Source organism: Bacillus sp. EB600, from assembly GCF_024494385.1.
Taxonomy (GTDB): Bacteria; Bacillota; Bacilli; order Bacillales; family Cytobacillaceae; genus JAEVLT01.
Genome location: NZ_JAEVLT010000002.1, coordinates 141960 through 163305 on the forward strand (window position 1 = coordinate 141960; position 21346 = coordinate 163305).

The window sequence follows — 21346 nt, forward strand, 5'->3', positions numbered from 1 at the left end:
TTCTTTAAAAGATAAGAATGTATAAATTTTTGACTTTGAGAATTGTCCAGCTTCGACGCACAGGAAGTGCTAGTGCCGACGTTGCCGCCAGCGCTTTTAGTCGGCCAGCGCCCAGCGACTAGTGTACTTCGCTAAACAGGCGCTTGCGCTTTTCTTATATATAGCTTTCCAAAACCGTCCAAGCTTGATCCTTCCCCAGTCCTGTTTCAGAAGAAAAGAGAATAAGATGGTCACTTTTTTCAAGGTCCAATGTCTCTTTTGTGACCTTTAAATGCTTCTGCCATTTTCCTTTTGGAATTTTGTCAGCCTTTGTGGCGATCACCACACAGGGAATTTCGTAATGCTTCAAAAAATTATACATCATTTGATCATCTTTTGAGGGCGGATGTCGTAAGTCCACGATTAATACTGCTGCCTTTAATTGCTCTCTGCTCATAAAGTATGTCTCAATCATTTTCCCCCACGCTTCTCGTTCCGATTTGGAAACCTTTGCGTAGCCATAACCGGGTACGTCCACAAAATGAAGAATTTCGTTGATTAAGTAAAAATTTAATGTCTGGGTCTTCCCTGGTTTTGAAGAGATCCGTGCTAACCCTTTCCGGTTTAGCATCTTATTGATAAAGGACGATTTCCCGACATTTGACCGCCCCGCTAACGCAAACTCAGGTAATGTTGTGTCAGGGTATTGGGCAGGTTTTACCGCACTAATGACAATATCCGAACTTGTAACTTTCATTCAGCAGCACCTTCAACAAGGGCATGACTTAATACTTCATCGACATTAGAGACAAGAACAAATTCCAAATCATTTCTTACGGTTTCAGGAATATCATCAATATCCTTTTCATTGTCCTTTGGAAGAATAATTTTTGTTAATCCTGCCCTGTGAGCACCAAGTGACTTTTCCTTTAAGCCACCAATTGGTAGAACTCTTCCCCGTAATGTGATTTCCCCTGTCATACCAACCTCTCTGCGGATCGCTTTTCCTGTTAGCGCCGAAACAAGTGCAGTTGCAATTGTGATTCCTGCTGAAGGCCCATCCTTTGGAACGGCTCCTTCAGGGACATGAATATGAATATCATATTTTTCGTGGAAATCTTCGTCAATCCCAAACTCCTTCGTTTTTGAGCGAACATAACTAAAGGCCGCTTGTGCTGATTCCTTCATAACATCTCCCAGTTTACCTGTTAAGATAAGTTTTCCTTTTCCAGGTGAAAGAGAAACTTCAATTTGCAGTGTATCCCCGCCGACTGTTGTATAGGCTAGTCCAGTTGCTACCCCTACTTGATCTACCAGTTCAGCCTGTCCATAGTGGAACCTTGGTTTTCCTAAAAACTCTTCAAGGTTCTTGTCGGTAATAACAACACGCTTTTTATCGCCAGAAACCACGATTTTGGCTGTTTTACGACAAATGGATGCCAATTGCCGTTCGAGACTCCGAACACCTGCTTCACGTGTATAATAGCGAACCACTCGTAAAACCGCTTCATCACGAATTTGTAAAGTTCCCTTTGAAAGTCCATGTTCTTGAAGCTGTTTTGGAAGCAAATGATCTTTTGTTATATGAACCTTTTCAATCTCAGTATAACCAGCAATGGAAATAATCTCCATACGATCAAGAAGCGGACCAGGAATGGTAGCTAAGTTATTGGCTGTTGCAATAAACATTACCTTGGATAAATCATATGGTTCTTCAATATAATGGTCACTAAAATTATTGTTCTGTTCTGGGTCGAGTACTTCGAGCATGGCCGAAGAAGGGTCTCCACGAAAATCGTTCGACATTTTATCAATTTCGTCTAGTAAAAAGACCGGATTAACCGTTCCTGCTTTTTTCATTCCCTGAATAATCCGTCCAGGCATTGCGCCCACATAGGTCCTTCGATGACCCCGAATTTCAGATTCATCGCGGACGCCGCCAAGGGATACTCGAACAAATTTTCGTTTTAATGATTTTGCAATGGAGCGGGCAAGGCTCGTTTTACCAACACCTGGAGGTCCGGCAAGACAAAGGATCGGACCCTTTAATGAATGAGTGAGCTGCTGAACAGCCAAATATTCCAACACACGTTCTTTGACTTTTTCAAGTCCATAATGGTCTTGGTTTAAAATTCTTTCCGCCCGGTGGATATCAAGGTCATCTTCCGTCTTTTCTATCCACGGTAAGCTTAAGAGCCATTCAATATAATTTCGGATTACCGAACTCTCAGCGGAGCTAGTTGGAACCTTTTCATAGCGGTCAAGTTCCTTTAATGCAGCTTGTTTGACATGATCCGGCATCCCGGCTTTGTCAATTTTCTCAGTAAAGTCGGCTATTTCGCCTGTTTTACCTTCCTTATCACCTAGTTCTTTCTGAATAGCTTTCATTTGTTCCCGTAAATAATATTCCTTTTGGGTTCTTTCCATTGAACGTTTGACACGTTGGCCAATTTTCTTTTCGAGATTTAGTACTTCTTTTTCATTATGAATGATATCAATCACGCGATTCATTCGGTCTTTTACTTCAAGGGTTTCAAGGATTTCCTGCTTTTCTTTTTGCTTTAATGGCAGGTGTGATGCAATAATATCGGCCATTCGTCCCGGTTCTTCAATGTCTGTAACAGACGCATATGTTTCAGCCGATATTTTTTTTGATAATTTTATGTATTGTTCAAAGTAATTAAGCATGGTTCTCATTAATGCTTCGTCTTCAACATCTTTAATGTCTGTTTCTTCATATGGCTCAACCGTTACAGCAAGATAAGTGTCTTCGTCATGAAAAGAAAGGATCTTACCTCTTTGTAACCCTTCAACCAAAACTCGGATCGTTCCATTTGGGAGTTTTAGCATTTGTTTTACCTTTGTTATCGTGCCCACGTTGTATAAGTCATCTTCAGATGGTTCATCAATCGATATTTCCTTTTGTGTTGTTAAGAATATTAAATGATCATCAACCATTGCCTTTTCAAGCGATTGTACCGACTTATCACGACCTACATCTAAATGAAGAACCATTGTCGGATATACAAGCAGCCCCCGAAGCGGCAATAGTGGAATTAATACCTGTTCTGTTTTTTCCAATATTTAGCACCTCCAAATAAGAAATTTTACACTTGCGCTTATTAAGTAAGATTAGTCTTTGTACAAATTTTATCCTATTTATAGGTAAGTGTCTAATCTAAGGGAATTTTGTAAAAACATTCTTCAAGATGTCTTAATATGTGTCCCCCAAGATATCATCTGAGAGTTATTTTCCCCTAAAATAGAAAAAAACTTCGGATTGAATCACCGAACCGAAGTTTTTTTCTAGATTTCGAAAACTACCACTTCTTTAATGAATGAAGGAGAGGGAGTCCAATTAAAAAGATAAGAAAATAGAAGGTTTACACTATAAGAACTGTCTAGCTCCGGCGCTTTCCTTTATATCGTTTCCTTTTTAGATAATTCAATCGACGCTGGGATTGCTTCATGCTTATGCTGCATTTTTACGAGCGCTTGTTCAAACACCTCATTAAGATGGTTAACAGGCACAATGTTGATCCCTTTTATTTCACCTAGGATCGTTTGTAAATTTTCTTCAGGAATAATGACCATTTTTGCCCCTGCCTTTTTGGCTGCCACTACCTTTGGATAAACACCGCCAATTGGCTTGACATTCCCATGGATTCCAATCTCCCCGGTCATGGCAATTTCATTGTCGACTGGAATTTTATAAATTGCAGAATAAATCCCTGTTGCCATAGCAATCCCGGCAGATGGTCCATCAATTGGAACTCCGCCTGGAAAATTCACATGAATATCGAATTCATCAGCGGGCACTCCCATTGAACGCAAAACAGTTATGACATTTTCAATTGAACCTCTCGCCATGCTCTTACGGCGAATCGATTTTCCTTGGGTCCCAATACTTTCTTCGTCCACTATACCGGTAATGTTAATGGACCCCTTCTCTTTGGCCGGAATCGCTGTTACCTCAATTTCGAGAAGAGCCCCGGAATTCGGACCAAATACAGCCAGTCCATTTACTAGGCCAATGCTAGAATTATTATGAATCTTTCTTTCCATTCGAGGCGACAATTGGCTCGAGTGAATGACCCATTCAATTTCCTCATCTTTTATGTAATCACGATCATCAGTAATCGCTAACCCCGCCGCAATTTGAATCATATTGACAGCTTCCCTGCCATTTCTTGCATAGTTAGCCAACGTATTTAGCCCTGTTTCCTGGATCGACAAATTGACTTTGTCTGCCGCATTTTTTGCAACGCTGAAAATTTCCTCTTGGGTTAAGTCCCTGAAAAAAACCTCCATACAACGTGAGCGGATTGCCGGTGGAATCTCACTTGGGGTCCGCGTTGTAGCGCCGATTAGCCGGAAGTCTGCCGGTAGCCCATTTTTAAAAATATCATGTATATGGGTAGGTATTTGGTTGTTTTCCTCATGGTAATAAGCACTTTCCAAAAATACTTTTCGGTCCTCCAATACCTTAAGAAGTTTATTCATTTGGATTGGATGCAGTTCACCGATTTCATCGATGAACAAAACTCCGCCATGAGCATTTGTTACTGCTCCTTGCTTTGGTTGTGGAATCCCTGCCTGCCCCATAGCCCCTGCCCCTTGGTAAATCGGATCATGCACGGATCCAATCAACGGGTCTGCAATTCCCCGCTCATCAAATCTTGCTGTTGTTGCGTCCAATTCAACAAAAACAGAACTAGGAGAAAACGGCGATTTAGCATTCTTTTTTGCTTCCTCTAACACAAGTCGAGCCGCTGCAGTTTTCCCAACTCCTGGAGGTCCATAAATAATTACATGCTGAGGATTCGGTCCACATAATGCAGCTTTTAAGGATTTAATTCCATCCTCCTGCCCAACAATATCCTGAAAGCTAGTTGGTCGCACTTTCTCTGAAAGTGGTTCTGTCAGTGCTATCGACCTCATTTTTCGCAGCTGTTCCATTTCCTTACGGGATTCCCGATCAATGGAAACCTTTTGTGTCCTTTGATTTCTTAGTAAGTTCCAAAAATAGAGACCAATGATAATACCGAAAAATAGTTGTATAAATAAGGCGATCCCCGTCCAACTCATCCTATTCCCTCCTGCAACTAAATACTAATCAATTTCTTTTAGTATTTCCTGTAAGAAGTGGGAATAAACAAGGAATAAGAATATTGTATTATGAATAAAAGAGGCCAGGCAATTTGCCTGGCCTCTTTTATCGCTTTTAAATTTTCTTTGTCTAGCTTCGACGCACAGGATGTGCTAGTGCCGACGTTGCCGCTTTTCTATCAAGCGGATGTTTTTTTTTCTTCTTCAACAACCGTTCCATCTTCTAATATTAATTTTGGAAGGCTGTTTTCGGTAACTGTCTCTTGGGTAATGACACACTTTGTAATATCATCTCGTGAAGGTAAATCAAACATAACATCAAGCATGATTCCTTCAATTATTGAGCGCAATCCACGTGCTCCTGTTTTTCGCTCGATTGCTTTTTTCGCAATTTCTTTTAGTGCATCTTCTTCAAATTCCAATTCGACATCGTCTAGCTCAAGCATTTTTTGATATTGCTTAACGAGAGCATTCTTTGGCTTAGTCAAAATTTCAATTAGTGCACTTTCATCAAGCTGCTCAAGGCTTGCGATAACTGGAAGTCGTCCAATAAATTCAGGAATTAAACCAAAGCGAAGTAAATCTTCAGGTAAGACCTTGGAAAGTAACTCTTTATGTCCAAGTTCAAGCTGCTGCTTGTTATCAGAGCCGAATCCAATTACTTTTTGCCCTAAGCGTCTTTTAATAATGGTGTCAACCCCATCAAAAGCCCCACCGCAAATAAATAAAATATTCGTTGTATCGATTTGAATAAATTCTTGGTGTGGGTGTTTCCTTCCGCCTTGAGGGGGAACGCTCGCAACAGTACCTTCAAGAATTTTCAACAAAGCCTGCTGTACACCTTCACCGGAAACATCTCTTGTAATGGAAGGGTTTTCTGACTTCCGGGCAATTTTATCAATTTCGTCAATATAAATGATGCTCTTCTCTGCTTTTTCCACATCATAGTCAGCAGATTGGATCAATTTTAATAAGATATTTTCAACATCTTCCCCAACATAGCCTGCTTCTGTTAACGATGTAGCATCTGCAATTGCAAACGGAACATTTAAAATGCGCGCTAGTGTTTGAGCGAGGAGTGTTTTTCCACTACCAGTCGGTCCAATCATACAAATGTTACTTTTTGAAAGTTCAATATCATCAATTTTACTATTAGAATTTATACGTTTATAGTGGTTATAAACCGCAACTGAAAGCGATTTCTTTGCTTGGTCTTGACCAATAACATACTCATCCAATATTTCGCGAATTTCTCTTGGTTTTGGTACATCTTTAAATTCTACTTCTTCTTCGGTTCCAAGCTCTTCTTCAACAATTTCTGTGCACAACTCAATACATTCATCACAAATATATACTCCAGGTCCAGCAACTAACTTACGAACCTGATCCTGAGTTTTACCACAGAAGGAACATTTTAACTGCCCTTTTTCATCATTAAATTTAAACATCCTTTCACCCCTTGAAAACATCTATTCTATTCTTAAAAGCAGCGAATGCCAAACAACACTAAGAGCTTATTTATTTTTCCAGCGTTATATGTATTGCATTGTAACATATTTAGTCAATGGACGGGAAATAAAAACTCTTGTAATTGTTATGTTACTAGCTCTTGCTTTGTTTGACACCTCAAGTAAGAGATAATTTATGTACTCACTTAAGCTTAACCATTAATGAATCGATTAAGTCGGAACAACCACCACTTTTTCTAAAATTAACTATGTAGAAATTTTCCCAGTCCAATCTCCTTACCTCTATTATAATATGTAATTTGCTAATTGTATAAAACAAGACACGATTTTATCGTGCCTTGTTTTCTGTTTTTGCTTATTTTTTATTTGCAACAAGGAAATCTACTGCTTTGTTAAGCTTAAGGTCAGCTTTAATACCTTCAACCCCGCCAAGTGCAGCTTTAATATTTTCAACTGTCATGTTATACATTTCAGCCATTTTTGCTAATTCTGCATCAACATCTTCTTCTGTTGCTTCGAGATTTTCTGCTTTAGCAATTGCTTCTAATGTCAAGTTAAAACGAACACGTTTTTCTGCTTCTTCTTTCATTTGTTCACGAAGTGCGTTTTGATCTTGACCTGAGAATTGGAAGTAAAGCTCTAAATTCATTCCTTGCATTTGCAGACGTTGTTCAAATTCTTGCATCATACGGTTTATTTCAGTGTTAATCATGACGTCTGGAATTTCAACTTCAACATTTGCAGCTGCTTTTTCAACAACTGTATCACGAAGATGATGCTCTGCTTCATGTTCTTTGCTACTCTTTAAACGGGTTTTAATTTTTTCTTTTAATTCATCAAGTGATTCTACTTCATCATCTGCATCTTTAGCAAATTCATCATCAAGCTCAGGAAGTTCCTTTGCTTTAATTTCATGAAGTGTAACTTTAAATACTGCAGGTTTTCCAGCTAATTCAGCCGCATGATACTCTTCAGGGAATGATACTTCTACATCCTTTGATTCGCCAGCAGCTAATCCAACTAACTGCTCTTCAAAGCCAGGAATGAAAGAGTTAGAACCTAATTCAAGGGAATAATTCTCTGCTTTTCCACCTTCGAAAGCTTCTCCATCAACAAAACCTTCAAAGTCGATTACGACTGTATCGCCATTTTCAGCTTTGCCATCTTCTTTGACAACAAGTTCAGCATGACGGCTTTGAAGTGCTTCTAATTCTTTCGTAATATCTTCATCTGTAACGTTTGTATCGAAATCTTCTACTTCAAGGCCTTTGTATTCACCTAACTTCACTTCAGGTTTAACAGTAACAGTTGCTTTGAAGATCAGTTCTTTTCCTTTTTCCATTTGTTCGATATCGATGTCAGGACGGTCAATTGGCTCAATTCCTGTTTCATCGATCGCATTTCCATATGCTTCTGGAAGAAGGATATCAAGGGCATCTTGATAAAGTGATTCTACACCAAAACGTTTTTCAAACATGGCACGGGGCATTTTTCCTTTACGGAAGCCTGGTACATTTACTTGTTTGACAACCTTTTTAAATGCTTCATCTAAACCTTCGTTTACTTTGTCAGCACTTACTTCAACAGTAAGAACGCCACTGTTTCCTTCTAACTTTTCCCACTTTGCAGTCATTCGATTTTCCCTCCAACAATCTATTCTCATTTCATTCGTAACAAATTGGGTGAATATGTCTTGTCCATCAAGTACTATTCATTATTATGTAAAATCTTATTTTTACACAATGCAACCACTACATTATAACATAGGTTTGTTTTGTTTCAATATCCACAGCTAAATTATCGGATAAGAAATTTCTTCTATTTCCTTTATACGATGGACTGCTGCTTCTAATTCTTCTATAGAAATGTCATATTCACAGGTAAAATGGCTTCTCTGCGGTTCGTCGCCATAGTACTGTAATGCAATAAAATGGAAGCCCGCTGCCCATGCATTTGGGTCTAATGGTTCTAGAATAAATGGATACGTAATTAAAAAATGACGTTCCACTAAGCTTTTAATATTTTGAAAAAGAATCGGATCGTTATTTTCTAATTTCTCTTTTACAAGTTCAATGATCGTCTCCATTCTTGGCTGTGAACTTATTTCAGGCAGAGCGTTCGGAACAAAACTGTTTTCAAGCTTAAATTTATGGACCATCACTTCCTGATCATAGTCTTGATCCTTTAATAGATTTAAAAGCATGGTCTTAAAGAATGGATGACCCAGGTCAGATCGTAAATAGTCTTGAATTTCCTGGAGATAGGGTCGGATATTTTTATCAGTAAGCTCGGAGACAAGGAGCATTTGCTCATTTGGATCCATTAATGAATAAAGCTTTAGCTCTTTTCTGTGATCTCCTGCTATTGAGCTTCCCTCTTTTTCTTCCTCTTCGTCCGGATGCTCATTTTCAGCCATTCGTCTGCTAAATTGAAGAATGTTTAAAAAATGTTCATTCCGGTCTGGTGGTATTTCCCATTCCTCTAGTAACGCCTCAATCGTTGTGACTATTTCAGTGTATTCATGAAGCTGGATAAGGATCGTTAAGTATAGGTCAACCATTTGAAAATAATCGCCCATTCCTAATAAAAGCATTTCTTTGGCGAGATCCTTTGCTTTTTGGTAGGCTCCTGCTTCAAAGTAGGCAAGGACAAGGCCAATTAGAATATCTTCGTTTTCCGGATCTAATTCCTTGGCGCCTTCTAAATAATGAATAGCTTCATTGTATCTTTTCGTTTTCAGGCTTTCTAGACCTTTCTCGGTTAATCGCTTTTCAAGCTCGGGAAAGTAGATTACGTTATCCTTTTTCCTTACCGGTTCCCGTTTTTTCATTTTTTTACCGTCCTCAGTGTTGTATTGAAAAATAGTTTAGCATGGAAAAGAGAAAAAGACAAAACTTGACAACTACGTTATGACTGTAAATTATTTTGTTTGCAAGTCGACTTTTTATAAACATAAAAAAACCCACCTTGTTGGATGAGTTAAATTTTGGTATGTAATTAATTGGTGTAAGCAATGGCGTCCCAGGAGGGATTCGAACCCCCGACACACGGCTTAGAAGGCCGTTGCTCTATCCAGCTGAGCTACTGGGACGTATTTAATTATCAAAGACAAGATTTATTATATATTCCTCTCTATAAAATGTCAACAATATTTTATTAAAAAAGTAATGGAGAGAAAAAAGCTACTCTCTCCATTATAGTATGCAATGATTTCCAAATATGACTAAACAAAGTTACGTGATAATTCTGGAATTTTTCTTCCATTCAACTCAAAGACGGACAAATGAATTTGTCCCTCGACCAAGTCCAGAATTACATAAGTTTTCTCACGACGCTCACGTGGAAGAAAGATACTCCCCGGGTTTAAAAACAAAACTCCGGCAATCATTTCCGCTCCTAATACATGCGAGTGGCCGAAACATACAATATCTGCCTGTACTTCGCTTGCACGGTAATGAAGATTCATTAACGATGTTTTCACAGAATATTTATGTCCATGTGTAACATAAACCTTTTTTCCAGCGATCTCTTCCAATCTGTCCATCGGGTACCGAGAATCAAAGTCACAGTTCCCCCTGACGGCAACAAAGCCAGCCATATCCTTATCATCAGCCATTAACTGCGAGTCACCGCAATGGATCATTAAATCAACCCCATCACGATACCGCTCCTTCAATGCCTCAAGCTCCTTCGTTAAGCCATGACTGTCACTGACGACAAGAATCTTACTCATGATAGATCCCTATCCAAAATAGAATCCAAAACAGCATCCAGCTTTTTAATTGCCTTAGCCCTATGGCTAAGCTGGTTTTTTTCTTCGGATGGCAGCTCTGCCATTGAAAGCCCTTTTTCAGTAACCAAAAAAATCGGATCATAGCCAAAACCGTTGGTACCTCTTCGTTCTTCTAGGATCTGACCCTCACAGGTACCTGAAACAGTCTGTGTTTTTTGACCTGGAACAGCTAAAGCAAGTGCACAGTAAAATCGGGCTGTTCGTTTAGTTGAAGGTACACCGGCCAATTCATTCAATACCTTATCGATGTTTGCCTGATCATCCTTTTGTTCACCTGCATACCTGGCTGAATAAATGCCAGGTCTTCCTTCTAATGGATCGATAATCAAACCGGAATCATCGCTCATCACTATTTTATTCAGCATGGCAGCAACAGCTTCAGCTTTTATGATCGCATTTTCTTCAAAGGTGTGGCCAGTCTCTTCAATATCAGCTATCTCTGGATAATCAAGCAACGTACGAACGGCAAATCCTCTCGGTGCAAAGATCGCTTCGAATTCTCTTGCTTTCCCTTTATTTTTCGTCGCAATGACAACTTCTTTCATTAAAATACTCTCCCTTATTTTTTTCGTCTAGCTTCTATTTTTTTGGTTATTTCCTCTCCAAGTGCAGTTCTTTGGTGCTCAAATAGCTCTACTAACCCTTCCTGGCCCACTCCAAGTAATTCTTGGAGCTGTGTTTGAGAAAAAGTAGCTTCTTCACCCGTTCCTTGTAGCTCAACAAATTCTCCATTTCCTGTCATGACAATATTCATATCAACCTGAGCACTTGAATCCTCAGAATAATTGAGATCGAGAACTACTTGATTGTTTTTTAGAATCCCTACGCTCGTTGCAGCTAGGAAATCAGTAATCGGAAATTTGGAAAGTGACCGTTTTTCAACTAAGTTATTTAACGCGTAAGCCATTGCCACAAAGGCTCCAGTAATAGAAGCGGTCCGGGTGCCTCCATCTGCTTGTATCACATCACAATCGATCCAAACCGTTCTCTCCCCGATCGCACTTAGATCAACAATGGCGCGAAGTGCTCTCCCAATAAGCCGTTGTATTTCCATTGTCCTACCGGAGACTTTTCCTTTTGAAGATTCCCGAATGTTTCTTTGTTCTGTTGCTCTTGGCAACATTGAATATTCTGCCGTTATCCACCCTTTTCCTTCCCCTCTCATAAAATGAGGAACTCTTTCTTCAATACTTGCAGCACAAATCACTTTTGTATCTCCAACCGATATAAGCACTGAGCCCTCAGGATGTTTTAAATAATTAGTTTCAATATGTATAGGTCTTAACTGAACTGGTTCTCTGCCATCGACTCGCACAGCTTATCCTCCTTTGATGGGCCCAAAGCCCATTTTCATATTTATAAAAAGAAGAGGCGGCACTGGCAGTCCACCTCTTTCATTTTCATTATATAGTATAACAAAAATAGTTTGATTAAAAACTGGCTGTGTTTACTTTTTCTGGTCTTGTAACCGGGGCAGTCAACTTTTTCCCATCCTCTTTTACTAGTTCTGTTTTACCTTTTACTTCCACTACTACTTCTTTTATTCCCTGTTGTTCTGTAATCGATAATACAAGTGCATCTAATAAATGCTGGGAAACTACTTTTTCTTTAAAGCTGCCATAAATAGACTCATTAAAATTCAAGGTAACTTTCTCATTATCAACCTTTGGCGGCTCAAGAAGCTTCACTCCTGACACAAAGTCGGTTACAAGGTTAGATGAGTAACTTGGGCCCTTCACAAGCTCATCAACAACTGCTGTTATATTGTCTTTAACCTGATTGCTGACTCTGCGTGTTACAGGGACATAATAGTATGAACCTTCATCACCACCAATATAATAAACCGTTACTGGCCTTGTATTGGTTATATCAAGTGCATCTGCGGTATCAATATTGATCCCACTTGCTCTCGAAAGATTGTCACCAACCGGTGTTCCGGAAACTGGCATTTTCTTTAGCGGCTGACCAGCCAGTGAGAGCTTAACGTTTTTTATTGAATTAAATTGCGTAAGTGTCCAAGTAACTGATTGAAGTATTTTCATTTCATCCTTAGCTTGATAATTTTTAAATTCCTTTGAAAAATCAACAGATGCTACTCCATCTTTTACTTCTACAGTTACTTCAGTCCCTGCAGGTAATACGGCCTGGAATCCCTTTGGAAGCAATTCTGAAACAGGGCCGTCTGCAACTAAATATTCTAGGGCTTGTTTAGCAACTGAGGATGTTTTGGGGAGTGCAATTGTTTGTGGAACCACATAGCCATTTTTATCAACTAAATAAAGCTCTGTTTTAACCATTTCACCTGTTTTATTGTCCTTTTTCGCTGTTTCTGTTGCCTTTTTTGTAGTTGTCACAGCTGAATTGCTATCTTTTACAATCGTTACATCTTTTGGCGGATCTATTTTCTTTTGCACTTCATTTCCAAACAACCCGCATCCAGACAAAAGAAGTGATGATGCAAATACCGTTGAAACAATGGTAGTTGTTTTATTTCTGGACATATGAATTCCTCCCAAGACAGTTTGTACTATCATATATACGAGCTTGGTAGAAATTTAGACCATTTTAAAAATTGAAAATTGGACAAAAATATTACTAAAAAAAGCCGAATTTCCCAAAATCCAGACTTTGAGAAGTTCGGCCTATATGATCATAATTTTATTCTTTTCACATTCTGAATTGGCATTCCAAGCCACTCTGATGCTATTTTTGAAAAAATCGCTGTCGAGCCGGTAGTATAAAAATCATGAATAGGTTCGTCTTCACATATACTCAGCATGTCCTTGTATTGAAGAATAGCGCTAATTTCCCGGGCAGTTTCGTCACCCGAGTTGATAACATCTACTTCTCCCCCCATGAAGCTTTTGATTACCGGTCCAAGTAATGGATAATGGGTACAGCCCAAAATAAGTGTATCTAAGTTTTGATCAAGTAACGGTTTTAATGATTCTTCCACTAGTTTACTTGCAACCGATCCCGAATATTCCCCGCTCTCCACAAGTGGAACAAACTTTGGACAGGCAAGACTAGTAACAAAAAGTCTACTATTTAATGATTTTAACGCTCTTTCATAGGCACCACTTTTTACCGTTCCTTCCGTTCCAATAATGGCCACCCGGTAATTCTTTGTACTTTTTATTGCAGCCCGTGCACCTGGGTTAATAACTCCTAAAACCGGTATTGATAATTCTCTTTGGATTTCATCAAGTGCCGCTGCTGTTGCAGTATTACAAGCAATAACAAGCATTTTGATCTTTTTTTGCAATAAGAAAGTCGTCATTTCCCACGTAAATCTTTTCACTTCTCTACGTGACCTCGGACCATATGGGCAGCGGGCGGTATCCCCTAAGTAAATAATATGTTCATTTGGCAGCTGTCTCATGATCTCTTTGGCCACCGTCAATCCGCCGACTCCAGAATCAATAACACCTATCGGTTGTATCAAACATCTCGCCTCATTCTTTACGCATTTCTTGATGCAGTTTTACTAAATTTTCTTGCAGGACCTTTATTTCATTATCCGAAAAGTTTTTTAATATTTCCTCCAAGTAACATTGACGCTTTTTAATGACTTCATCAATTATTCTTTTTCCTTCATCTAGCAGGTGAATTCTAACGACGCGGCGGTCATTTATATCCTTTATACGTAAGACAAGATTATTTTTTTCCATCCTGTCAATTAGATCTGTTGTTGTGCTGCAGGCTGTATATATTTTCGTAGAAAGCTCACCAATTGTCATATCACCATCTTCAAATAACCACTGCAAGGCAACAAACTGCGGTGGTGTAATCGTATAATCACTTAAAAGCTCCCTGCCATTTTGTTTGATGATCCCTGCTATGTAGCGTAATTCCTTTTCAACATTTGCAATGATATCCCCGCCAGCTTTTTCGGGTTTCATAAATCATCCAACTCCTATCATTAAATAGGCTTCCTGATATCTTTTTGATCTAATCAAATTGTATGATTATTAAACAACCTATTAATTTCTTTTTATTTTCTACTTTTTTACGTTAAATTTCAAGAAAAAATAACAAGAAACGTTTTCGAAAAGCCATTCATCTAAAATATAAAACCGGCCTCCAATTACGGATGCCGGTCATTGTTAAAGTTCTAGCTCTCCCATACGAAGGAGCTCTACAACCGCTTGTGAACGCCCTTTAACACCAAGTTTTTGCATGGCATTTGAAATATGGTTTCGAACCGTTTTCTCGCTGATAAATAATTCACTAGCGATTTCTTTCGTTGTTTTGTCTTGTACTAACAGTTCGAATACTTCTTTTTCACGTTTGGTGAGTAATGGCTTGTGAGTATATTCATTCTCCTTCAAGTATTGTAACCCTCCTTGCCTTCGCCAGTTATGAACCGTGGGGTGGGTATATTTTTAGTCACGATATCATATGTGAATGAAACTATCGAAGTGACTGTATTTCCTTAAAGGAGAAGGAATTTGTAAAAAATAGACGTTAGTCTAGTTCTGCCTACTTGTACAATTACAGATTTAACAAAATTAGCTTGGCTTAGCATAGATAATATAGCGTTTTGGAGCGTTCCCAATATAGCGGAATGGATAACAAGTCGTTACAATTAATTCTTCATTCTGCTTCTGAAGGGTAATAATACTTGTATCCTTAGAATCTACAATTTTTGTATGGGTGATTTTATACTTATAGGATCCCTTAGAATTTTGGATAATTAACGAGTCATCAATTTTTAATTCCCCTAATCTGCGAAAAACAGTGTCACGATGCCCTGATAAAACAATCTGGCCATGCTCAGCCGGTAATGAAGAGCCTCTATAATGGCCTACTCCTTTTTCAAGGTCATCCTCGTCCGTTCCTTCAACAATTGCCAACTCCGCTTTTATTCTAGGAATCTCCAAAATACCAATTGTATCCCCAATGCTTGCTGGGCTATTTTCCCCTTTATGATTACCCTTTGGAGGATTTACCTGATTCTTTGCCACGAGTTGTTTTGCTTTATCTAAAGTTTCATTTGTTTTACTACTCACATTCATAATTTGCCATATCCCGATTCCCAATACAACAATACCAGCGATTATAATAATTTTTGGTAACCATGATTTTATTTTCATAAACGATCCTCTTTACGACACATTTTAAATAAGTATAACAAAAATGTACGTTTAATATTGTCAACGAAAACTATCCTTTTAAAAAAAAACCTCTTTTTCCTAATTGAAAAAGAGGTTTTTAAAAAATTATACTTGGTCACTGCCAAAGAAGTTTTTAAAGGATTGGATAGTTGCATCTCGGTTTAATGCAGCAATCGATGTAGTTAAAGGAATACCTTTTGGACAAGATTGTACACAGTTTTGAGAATTACCGCAATTTGCAAGACCACCGTCACCCATAATAGCTTCCAGACGCTCAGCTTTATTCATTTCACCAGTTGGATGTGCATTGAATAAACGAACTTGTGATAATGGCTGTGGTCCAATAAAGTTAGATTTGCTGTTTACATTTGGACAAGCCTCAAGGCAAACACCGCATGTCATACACTTTGAAAGCTCATAAGCCCATTGACGCTTTACCTCAGGCATACGTGGACCAGGTCCTAAATCATATGTTCCGTCGATTGGAATCCATGCTTTAACTTTCTTTAATGAATCAAACATTCGGCTTCGGTCAACCTGTAAGTCACGGACTACCGGGAATGTCCGCATTGGTTCTAAACGGACAGGCTGCTCTAAGTGGTCAATAAGTGCTGAACAAGATTGGCGCGGCTTCCCATTGATAACCATTGAGCAGGCACCGCAAACTTCTTCTAAACAGTTCATATCCCATGCAATTGGTGTAGTTTTTTGACCTTTTGTATTTACTGGATTTCTACGAATTTCCATTAGAGCCGAAATAACGTTCATATTTGGGCGGTATGGAATTTCAAATTCCTCCTGATAAGGAGCAGCGTCAGGTCCAGCCTGGCGACTTATAATAAATTTTACAGTTTTATTTTCGGACATCTTTCTCCCACTCCCCTTTACTATTAGTGTTTTTTCGTATAATCGCGAATTCTTGGTTTAATTAATGATACGTCGACATCTTCGTAATGGAGTTCCGGAGCGGATTCTGCATTAACGAATTTTGCCATTGTTGTTTTTAAGAATTCTTCATCATTACGTTCAGGGAAGTCAGGCTTAAAATGCGCGCCACGGCTCTCATTCCGATTGTAAGCGCCAAGGGTAATCACGCGGGCCAATTGCAGCATATTTTGTAATTGACGTGTAAATGCGGCACCTTGGTTGCTCCATTTTGCCGTATCATTAATATTGATCTTTTTATAACGTTGCAAAAGCTCTTGAATCTTATTATCCGTTTCTAACAACTTGTCATTGTAACGAACTACAGTAACGTTTTTCGTCATTATTTCACCAAGCTCTTTATGAAGGACGTACGCATTTTCAGTTCCATCCATTGACATGACCGAATTCCATTTTTCTTGTTGTTCTTTGACATGACGATCAAATACAGTTGATGAAACGGAATCTGAACCCTTTTCAAGACCTTCGATATAATTTAGGGCATTAGGTCCAGCGACCATTCCGCCATAGATTGCTGAAAGTAATGAATTTGCTCCTAATCGGTTTGCACCATGTTGAGAGTAATCACACTCACCACAGGCAAACAAGCCAGGAATATTCGTCATTTGATCAAAATCAACCCACATGCCGCCCATTGAGTAGTGAACTGCAGGGAATATTTTCATTGGAACTTTATGTGGATCTTCACCGGTGAATTTTTCATAAATTTCAATGATTCCACCTAGCTTAACGTCCAATTCATGCGGATCTTTATGGGAAAGATCAAGATAAACCATGTTTTCTCCGTTAATACCAAGTTTCATATTCACACACACATCGAAAATTTCTCGAGTGGCAATATCGCGTGGTACAAGGTTTCCGTACGCAGGATATTTTTCTTCTAAGAAATACCAAGGTTTACCGTCTTTATACGTCCAAATCCGGCCGCCTTCACCACGAGCTGATTCACTCATAAGTCGAAGCTTATCGTCACCAGGAATGGCAGTTGGATGAATTTGAATCATTTCACCATTCGCATAATAAACACCTTGCTGATACAAAATGGAAGCAGCTGAACCCGTGTTAATTACCGAGTTTGTTGTTTTACCAAAGATAATTCCGGGGCCTCCAGTTGCCATAATAACCGCATCAGCTGAAAAAGATTTAATTTCCATTGTAGTTAAGTTTTGGGTAACAACCCCACGGCAAACACCATCATCGTCTAATACGGCACCTAAAAATTCCCAGCCCTCGTATTTTGTAACAAGACCGGCTACTTCGTGACGCCGAACCTGCTCGTCCAATGCATACAGCAGCTGCTGTCCCGTCGTTGCACCTGCAAATGCTGTTCGGTGATACTCTGTTCCACCAAAGCGGCGGAAGTCAAGTAGTCCTTCTGGTGTACGGTTAAACATAACGCCCATCCGGTCAAACAAGTGAATTATACCAGGCGCAGCTTCACACATTGCTTTTACAGGAGGCTGATTTGCTAAAAAGTCCCCACCGTAAATTGTATCATCAAAGTGAATCCAAGGAGAGTCTCCCTCACCTTTTGTATTTACTGCTCCATTAATACCACCTTGGGCACAAACAGAGTGAGAACGTTTTACCGGTACAAGCGAGAATAACTCAACCGGTGTTCCCGATTCTGCAACTTTAATGGTTGCCATTAAGCCGGCTAAACCGCCACCGACAATAATCACCTTGCCTTTACTCATCGTGACTCACTCCCTAGATCTATAATCCATACAAAATATTATTTCTTAAAACTATTAAACAAATGCTAATATATCTTGAATTCCAATAATGGTTAACAGAATAAATACAACCATTGTTACATATGTAGATATTCTTTGCGAACGGGGTGAAATAGTGATCCCCCAGCTAACACAGAATGACCATAACCCATTTGAAAAGTGAAAAGTTGTACTAATTAATCCTATTACGTAAAACCAGAACATAAATGGTGATGAAAGAATGTTAGTCATCATGTCATAAAAATTCGTTACTGTACCCATCATGTATGCAATCTTGGTTTCCCAGACGTGCCAAGCAAGAAAAATGAGTGTTATTACGCCCGTTACACGCTGAAGCAAAAACATCCAGTTGCGGAAAAAACCCATGCGACCAACATTGTTTTTAGCAGTAAACGCGATATAAAGCCCGTAAATTGCATGGTACAACAGAGGCAAGAAAATTAAAATTAGTTCAAGGACAATTAGGAATGGAAGGCCCTCCATAACGCCTGTAGCTTTTGTAAATTGTTCCTCCCCTCTTGTAGCAAAATGATTGACTGTTAGATGCACGATTAGGAATAGACCTACTGGAATAACTCCCAACAATGAGTGCAATTTGCGATTAACAAACTCCCGATTACCGGCCACAATTTTACCCCCTTTAGTTTTGTATGATGAAAGGTTTTTCTCGTTTATTCACGGTTGTTTCAAAATTAACCTATCATCACAGTAAAAATGATGTAAAGACATCTTTTTTACAATTATGTGACAAGTCCATTTTACCCCCATCATCTTTTAGCGTCAAGAAACCGGATACAGATAATTACACAAAAAATCAAACTTTTTAAAAGTAAACGACATGTTTTTATCTGATTCGACACTCATTTTGAAATATCTTATTTAAATTCTATTAATTACCAGAAAACAGCGAAGAAGTTTCCAGTTTATTCGTCCATTTAGTTGTTACACTATGAATGTCGATTTCCAAAAAAGAAATAACTAAACGAGTAAGTACTTTTTCGAAAAAAATGTACTTACTGAAAGCGTAGATTGTATATAATAGAATGATAGAAAGAGGGGAGAGCATTGAAAGAAAATGGATCCGACGAACTTATCCTTTCCGATGAACCGCGAAATATTTCAATCTTTGGATATGAACTAATTAGGGAAGTTCTTTTACCTGATATTCTAGGAAAAGATACACCTGAAATTCTTTATTGGGCTGGTAAAAGGCTCGCAAGAAAATATTCCTTAAAAACGATTGATGAGATTATTCACTTTTTCTCGCAAGCTGCCTGGGGCGATTTAACGATAAAAAGTGAAAAAAAGGATGAATTGGAGTTTGAATTAATCAGTCCCTTGCTTGTTTCACGGGTTAAATCCAAGGCAGAGCACTTTTTCCAATTAGAAGCAGGCTTTTTAGCACAGCAAATTGAATATCAAAAAGAAGCTGTTGCGGAAACATTTGAGCACCCTGTTAAACATGCTCAAAATGTTCTATTTACAGTAAAGTGGGATAAAAGAGATAAATTAGAAAAGTGAAAGCACCCGTTTAGCGAAGTACACTAGTCGCTGGGTGCTCGGGCTAGACAAATTTAAAAACCGGGCAGAGCCCGGTTTTTTCTCATTATTAATTATGCTTTTCTCCCAGTTCAAATGAATCATGTAATGCTTCAACGGCCTTGACCATATTTTTTTCTTCTACAACAGCTGATACTTTTATCTCAGAAGTACTTACCATCTTTATTTCAACTTGACTAAATGCGAGCACCTCAAACATTTTAGCGGCTACACCTGGATTGGATATCATTCCAGAGCCAACAATTGATACTTTAGCTAGTTCATTCTCCGCTTCTATCCGGTCATAGTTTAATAAAGACTTGTTATTTTCTAAAACAGCTAATGTCTCATTTAAATCATTGGTTTTGATTGAAAACGATAGGTTTGTCATTTCCGACTCTGTCTTGCTTTGAATAATAATATCTACATTTATATGGTGTTCTGCAAGGGTCGTAAAAATAGTGGACAAGCTGCTCAAAGAATTGGCAAGTCCTAAAACCGTTACTCTTGTAATTTGATCTTCAAACGCTACTCCCCGGACAATTAAGTTTTGTTCCAATGTGGCTTCCTCCTCAATCACTGTTCCTTCGATTTTTTCCATACTTGAGCGGACCTCAAGTTTGACATGATAATTCTTTGCAAACTCCACTGCCCTCGGGTGCAATACCCCTGCTCCTAAATTAGCTAGTTCAAGCATTTCATCATACGATATATCCAATAGTTTGCGAGCAGTTTTCACATACCTTGGATCAGTTGTAAAAACACCTGTCACATCTGTATAAATGTCACATCTGTCCGCTCCAAGAGCAGCCGCTAAAGCAACTGCAGTTGTATCTGAACCGCCGCGTCCAAGGGTTGTAATTTCTCCCGTTTCGGTTACACCTTGAAATCCAGCTACAACGACAACTTTTCCGTCTGCTAATTGTTTTTCAATCGAAGTCGTTTGAATCTTGGTAATTCTCGCATTGCTATGTACTGGTTCTGTCAAAATTCCCGCCTGCCAACCAGTGTAAGAAACAGCATCCAAACCTTTCTCTTGAAGTGCAATTGCCAATAGGGCAATCGTTGTTTGCTCACCCGTCGTTAATAGCATATCCATTTCCCGTTTACTAGGCTGGCTAGATAGTTCCTTTGCTAAATTAACAAGTTTGTCTGTTGTCTTTCCCATTGCCGAAACAACGACAACCACATTGTTACCCCGTTCTTTTTCTTCTTTTACACATTGGGCTACATTTAAAATTTTCTCCACACTTCCGACTGATGTCCCGCCGAATTTTTGGACAATAAGTCCCATAATTTTCCCTTCTTTCCAAACAAATAATGACGTCTTAAGATTATCCACAAATAAAAAAGCAATGAGAGGGCATCTCATTGCTTAGAAATACGAAGAATAAACAAATCTTTCGCATACAATGTGAGATAGCTCTCCAAGACAGTTGTCTTGACAATCCAGTATTTATTCAACACAGGACCAGCAAAGAAAACAATGAGTGTTTCTTTACTTCGGCGAACATTCCCTTTCAAAGTCCTTCATTAAAGCTCACTCTTCTCCAGACCTTTACTCTTGAAGCTCGCACCTCTACCTTCACTTTACTAGTATAAAGTGATTGTAATATAAAGTTTTACTAATTATAACACAGTACCATTTTTCTGACAATC

Annotated in this window: 19 protein-coding genes, 1 tRNA gene and 1 riboswitch; of the genes, 1 reads left to right on the forward strand and 19 read right to left on the reverse strand. The window is 38.8% G+C overall.

What is annotated here, in order from left to right:
• Positions 1-154: 154 nt before the first annotated feature.
• The 18 genes from yihA to JN080_RS03480 all read right to left on the reverse strand — a co-directional run bounded on the left by yihA (position 155) and on the right by JN080_RS03480 (position 18775).
• Positions 155-736: a ribosome biogenesis GTP-binding protein YihA/YsxC gene (gene yihA / locus JN080_RS03395; protein WP_256234499.1), complete on the reverse strand. Its 582-nt coding sequence runs from the start codon at positions 734-736 to the stop codon at positions 155-157.
• Positions 733-3060 (reverse strand): endopeptidase La, encoded by a 2328-nt coding sequence (gene lon / locus JN080_RS03400; RefSeq protein ID WP_256234500.1) that lies wholly within the window; start codon positions 3058-3060, stop codon positions 733-735. Before lon ends, yihA begins: the two co-directional genes overlap by 4 nt.
• Positions 3061-3399: 339 nt before the next feature.
• Positions 3400-5067: an ATP-dependent protease LonB gene (gene lonB / locus JN080_RS03405; protein ID WP_256234501.1), complete on the reverse strand. Its 1668-nt coding sequence runs from the start codon at positions 5065-5067 to the stop codon at positions 3400-3402.
• Between the two features lie 200 nt (positions 5068-5267).
• Positions 5268-6536 carry an ATP-dependent protease ATP-binding subunit ClpX gene (gene clpX / locus JN080_RS03410; RefSeq protein ID WP_256234502.1) on the reverse strand — a complete coding sequence of 423 codons (1269 nt, stop codon included), beginning with the start codon at positions 6534-6536 and terminating at the stop codon, positions 5268-5270.
• 376 nt (positions 6537-6912) lie between these two features.
• Positions 6913-8190: a trigger factor gene (gene tig / locus JN080_RS03415; RefSeq protein ID WP_256234503.1), complete on the reverse strand. Its 1278-nt coding sequence runs from the start codon at positions 8188-8190 to the stop codon at positions 6913-6915.
• A 159-nt stretch (positions 8191-8349) separates the two neighbouring features.
• A complete protein-coding gene (locus tag JN080_RS03420; protein ID WP_256234504.1) occupies positions 8350-9387 on the reverse strand; it encodes a tetratricopeptide repeat protein in 1038 nt (345 codons plus the stop codon).
• A gap of 184 nt (positions 9388-9571) precedes the next feature.
• Positions 9572-9648, reverse strand: a tRNA-Arg gene (locus JN080_RS03425).
• A gap of 132 nt (positions 9649-9780) precedes the next feature.
• Positions 9781-10290 (reverse strand): metallophosphoesterase, encoded by a 510-nt coding sequence (locus JN080_RS03430; RefSeq protein ID WP_256234505.1) that lies wholly within the window; start codon positions 10288-10290, stop codon positions 9781-9783.
• Positions 10287-10895, reverse strand: a complete 609-nt coding sequence (locus JN080_RS03435) for an XTP/dITP diphosphatase (RefSeq protein ID WP_256234506.1) — start codon at positions 10893-10895, stop codon at positions 10287-10289. Before JN080_RS03435 ends, JN080_RS03430 begins: the two co-directional genes overlap by 4 nt.
• Before the next feature lie 14 nt (positions 10896-10909).
• Positions 10910-11665, reverse strand: coding sequence for a ribonuclease PH (gene rph, locus JN080_RS03440; RefSeq protein ID WP_256234507.1), 756 nt, complete (start codon positions 11663-11665; stop codon positions 10910-10912).
• Between the two features lie 115 nt (positions 11666-11780).
• Positions 11781-12851, reverse strand: a complete 1071-nt coding sequence (locus JN080_RS03445) for a GerMN domain-containing protein (protein ID WP_256234508.1) — start codon at positions 12849-12851, stop codon at positions 11781-11783.
• 149 nt (positions 12852-13000) lie between these two features.
• Positions 13001-13795 (reverse strand): glutamate racemase, encoded by a 795-nt coding sequence (gene racE / locus JN080_RS03450; RefSeq protein ID WP_256234509.1) that lies wholly within the window; start codon positions 13793-13795, stop codon positions 13001-13003.
• Between the two features lie 10 nt (positions 13796-13805).
• Positions 13806-14252: a MarR family winged helix-turn-helix transcriptional regulator gene (locus JN080_RS03455; RefSeq protein ID WP_256234510.1), complete on the reverse strand. Its 447-nt coding sequence runs from the start codon at positions 14250-14252 to the stop codon at positions 13806-13808.
• Positions 14253-14456: 204 nt separating this feature from the next.
• A complete protein-coding gene (locus JN080_RS03460; protein ID WP_256234511.1) occupies positions 14457-14681 on the reverse strand; it encodes a helix-turn-helix domain-containing protein in 225 nt (74 codons plus the stop codon).
• 180 nt (positions 14682-14861) lie between these two features.
• Positions 14862-15446: a class D sortase gene (locus JN080_RS03465; RefSeq protein WP_305473666.1), complete on the reverse strand. Its 585-nt coding sequence runs from the start codon at positions 15444-15446 to the stop codon at positions 14862-14864.
• A gap of 126 nt (positions 15447-15572) precedes the next feature.
• Positions 15573-16334, reverse strand: coding sequence for a succinate dehydrogenase iron-sulfur subunit (sdhB, locus tag JN080_RS03470; protein WP_256234512.1), 762 nt, complete (start codon positions 16332-16334; stop codon positions 15573-15575).
• 23 nt (positions 16335-16357) lie between these two features.
• Positions 16358-18109 carry a succinate dehydrogenase flavoprotein subunit gene (sdhA, locus tag JN080_RS03475; RefSeq protein ID WP_256234513.1) on the reverse strand — a complete coding sequence of 584 codons (1752 nt, stop codon included), beginning with the start codon at positions 18107-18109 and terminating at the stop codon, positions 16358-16360.
• 54 nt (positions 18110-18163) lie between these two features.
• On the reverse strand, positions 18164-18775 hold the full coding sequence (locus tag JN080_RS03480; protein WP_256234514.1) for a succinate dehydrogenase cytochrome b558 subunit: 612 nt from the start codon (positions 18773-18775) through the stop codon (positions 18164-18166).
• 438 nt (positions 18776-19213) lie between these two features.
• On the opposite strand from JN080_RS03480, the gene JN080_RS03485 reads away from it, so the two are divergent.
• On the forward strand, positions 19214-19669 hold the full coding sequence (locus JN080_RS03485; protein WP_256234515.1) for a YslB family protein: 456 nt from the start codon (positions 19214-19216) through the stop codon (positions 19667-19669).
• 88 nt (positions 19670-19757) lie between these two features.
• On the opposite strand, the gene JN080_RS03490 is transcribed toward JN080_RS03485, so the two are convergent.
• Positions 19758-20981: an aspartate kinase gene (locus JN080_RS03490; protein ID WP_256234516.1), complete on the reverse strand. Its 1224-nt coding sequence runs from the start codon at positions 20979-20981 to the stop codon at positions 19758-19760.
• A 118-nt stretch (positions 20982-21099) separates the two neighbouring features.
• Positions 21100-21277, reverse strand: a riboswitch (Lysine riboswitch).
• Positions 21278-21346 lie beyond the last annotated feature (69 nt).

Excerpts from the sequence above, each read along its gene's own strand:
- yihA (WP_256234499.1), bottom strand. The coding sequence starts at position 736 with ATGAAAGTTACAAGTTCGGATATTGTCATTAGTGCGGTAAAACCTGCC.
- JN080_RS03430 (WP_256234505.1), bottom strand. The coding sequence starts at position 10,290 with ATGAGTAAGATTCTTGTCGTCAGTGACAGTCATGGCTTAACGAAGGAG.
- JN080_RS03490 (WP_256234516.1), bottom strand. The coding sequence starts at position 20,981 with ATGGGACTTATTGTCCAAAAATTCGGCGGGACATCAGTCGGAAGTGTG.
- JN080_RS03465 (WP_305473666.1), bottom strand. The coding sequence starts at position 15,446 with ATGAAAATAAAATCATGGTTACCAAAAATTATTATAATCGCTGGTATT.
- JN080_RS03435 (WP_256234506.1), bottom strand. The coding sequence starts at position 10,895 with ATGAAAGAAGTTGTCATTGCGACGAAAAATAAAGGGAAAGCAAGAGAA.
- sdhA (WP_256234513.1), bottom strand. The coding sequence starts at position 18,109 with ATGAGTAAAGGCAAGGTGATTATTGTCGGTGGCGGTTTAGCCGGCTTA.
- lonB (WP_256234501.1), bottom strand. The coding sequence starts at position 5,067 with ATGAGTTGGACGGGGATCGCCTTATTTATACAACTATTTTTCGGTATT.
- JN080_RS03445 (WP_256234508.1), bottom strand. The coding sequence starts at position 12,851 with ATGTCCAGAAATAAAACAACTACCATTGTTTCAACGGTATTTGCATCA.
- tig (WP_256234503.1), bottom strand. The coding sequence starts at position 8,190 with ATGACTGCAAAGTGGGAAAAGTTAGAAGGAAACAGTGGCGTTCTTACT.
- sdhB (WP_256234512.1), bottom strand. The coding sequence starts at position 16,334 with ATGTCCGAAAATAAAACTGTAAAATTTATTATAAGTCGCCAGGCTGGA.
- JN080_RS03455 (WP_256234510.1), bottom strand. The coding sequence starts at position 14,252 with ATGAAACCCGAAAAAGCTGGCGGGGATATCATTGCAAATGTTGAAAAG.
- JN080_RS03420 (WP_256234504.1), bottom strand. The coding sequence starts at position 9,387 with ATGAAAAAACGGGAACCGGTAAGGAAAAAGGATAACGTAATCTACTTT.
- clpX (WP_256234502.1), bottom strand. The coding sequence starts at position 6,536 with ATGTTTAAATTTAATGATGAAAAAGGGCAGTTAAAATGTTCCTTCTGT.